At 46.5% G+C, this 803-nt stretch carries 1 protein-coding gene, 2 tRNA genes and 1 rRNA gene; 1 reads left to right on the forward strand and 3 read right to left on the reverse strand.

Going from position 1 to position 803, the window contains the following annotated elements; genetic code table 11:
- Nucleotides 1-262 (forward strand): transposase (locus tag UF06_RS02390; RefSeq protein ID WP_045569029.1); only part of this gene is annotated, 262 nt, incomplete at its 5' end.
- 145 nt (nt 263-407) lie between these two features.
- On the opposite strand, the gene UF06_RS02395 is transcribed toward UF06_RS02390, so the two are convergent.
- The 3 genes from UF06_RS02395 to rrf form a co-directional block, all read right to left on the reverse strand.
- Nucleotides 408-484 (reverse strand) — tRNA-Trp (locus UF06_RS02395).
- A 45-nt stretch (nt 485-529) separates the two neighbouring features.
- Nucleotides 530-606 (reverse strand) — tRNA-Asp (locus UF06_RS02400).
- Between the two features lie 75 nt (nt 607-681).
- Nucleotides 682-797, reverse strand: a 5S ribosomal RNA gene (gene rrf, locus UF06_RS02405).
- Nucleotides 798-803: the final 6 nt, after the last annotated feature.

Below are 803 nucleotides of genomic sequence, written 5' to 3' on the forward strand. Positions count from 1 at the left end.
GGATGGGGCGAGTTGGCATACCAATGACATTGCAGAACCGTTTAGCAATGTCAGTATCATCAAGATCCCGCCCTATTCACCAGAGCTAAACCCGATAGAACAAGTGTGGAGCTGGCTCAGACAACACTCTCTTGCCAATCAGAGTTTTACCGATTATGAGGATATCGTGGAGAAAGTGTGCAAGGCTTGGAATAGATTCTTGGACAGTACAGATAGAGTTAGCAAGATGTGTACAAGAGAGTGGATTAATCTGACCAGTTAATTTTCCAGATTGGTATTATGAGCGTTTCTGATGTATTTCTGATGGGGTTGATAGGTAGGAGATCGGGTAGTATCTATTTTTCATAACGCTAGATAGCAAAAAGTCCCAACCTAAGTTGAGACTTTCTATACCCCGAAAGGAAATATGGCAGGGGTGGAGAGATTCGAACTCCCAACACGCGGATTTGGAATCCGCTGCTCTGCCAATTGGAGCTACACCCCTGCAGATTTGACAAAGCCTTGCAATCTTGCAAGGTCTCTTTATAAATGGCGGAGCGGACGGGACTCGAACCCGCGACCCCCGGCGTGACAGGCCGGTATTCTAACCGACTGAACTACCGCTCCGCTGTCTGGTTAGACGTTTCGTCTACTTTTTTTGTCTTCAGATTTTTCTTAAAAATCTAAAGACAACAAGTTAAAGCCTGGCGATGTTCTACTCTCACATGGGGAGACCCCACACTACCATCGACGCTGTTTCGTTTCACTTCTGAGTTCGGGATGGAGTCAGGTGGGTCCAAAACGCTATGGTCGCCAAGCAAATT

The sequence above is a fragment of the Vibrio sp. S234-5 genome (assembly GCF_000960595.1).
Classification (GTDB): domain Bacteria; phylum Pseudomonadota; class Gammaproteobacteria; order Enterobacterales; family Vibrionaceae; genus Vibrio.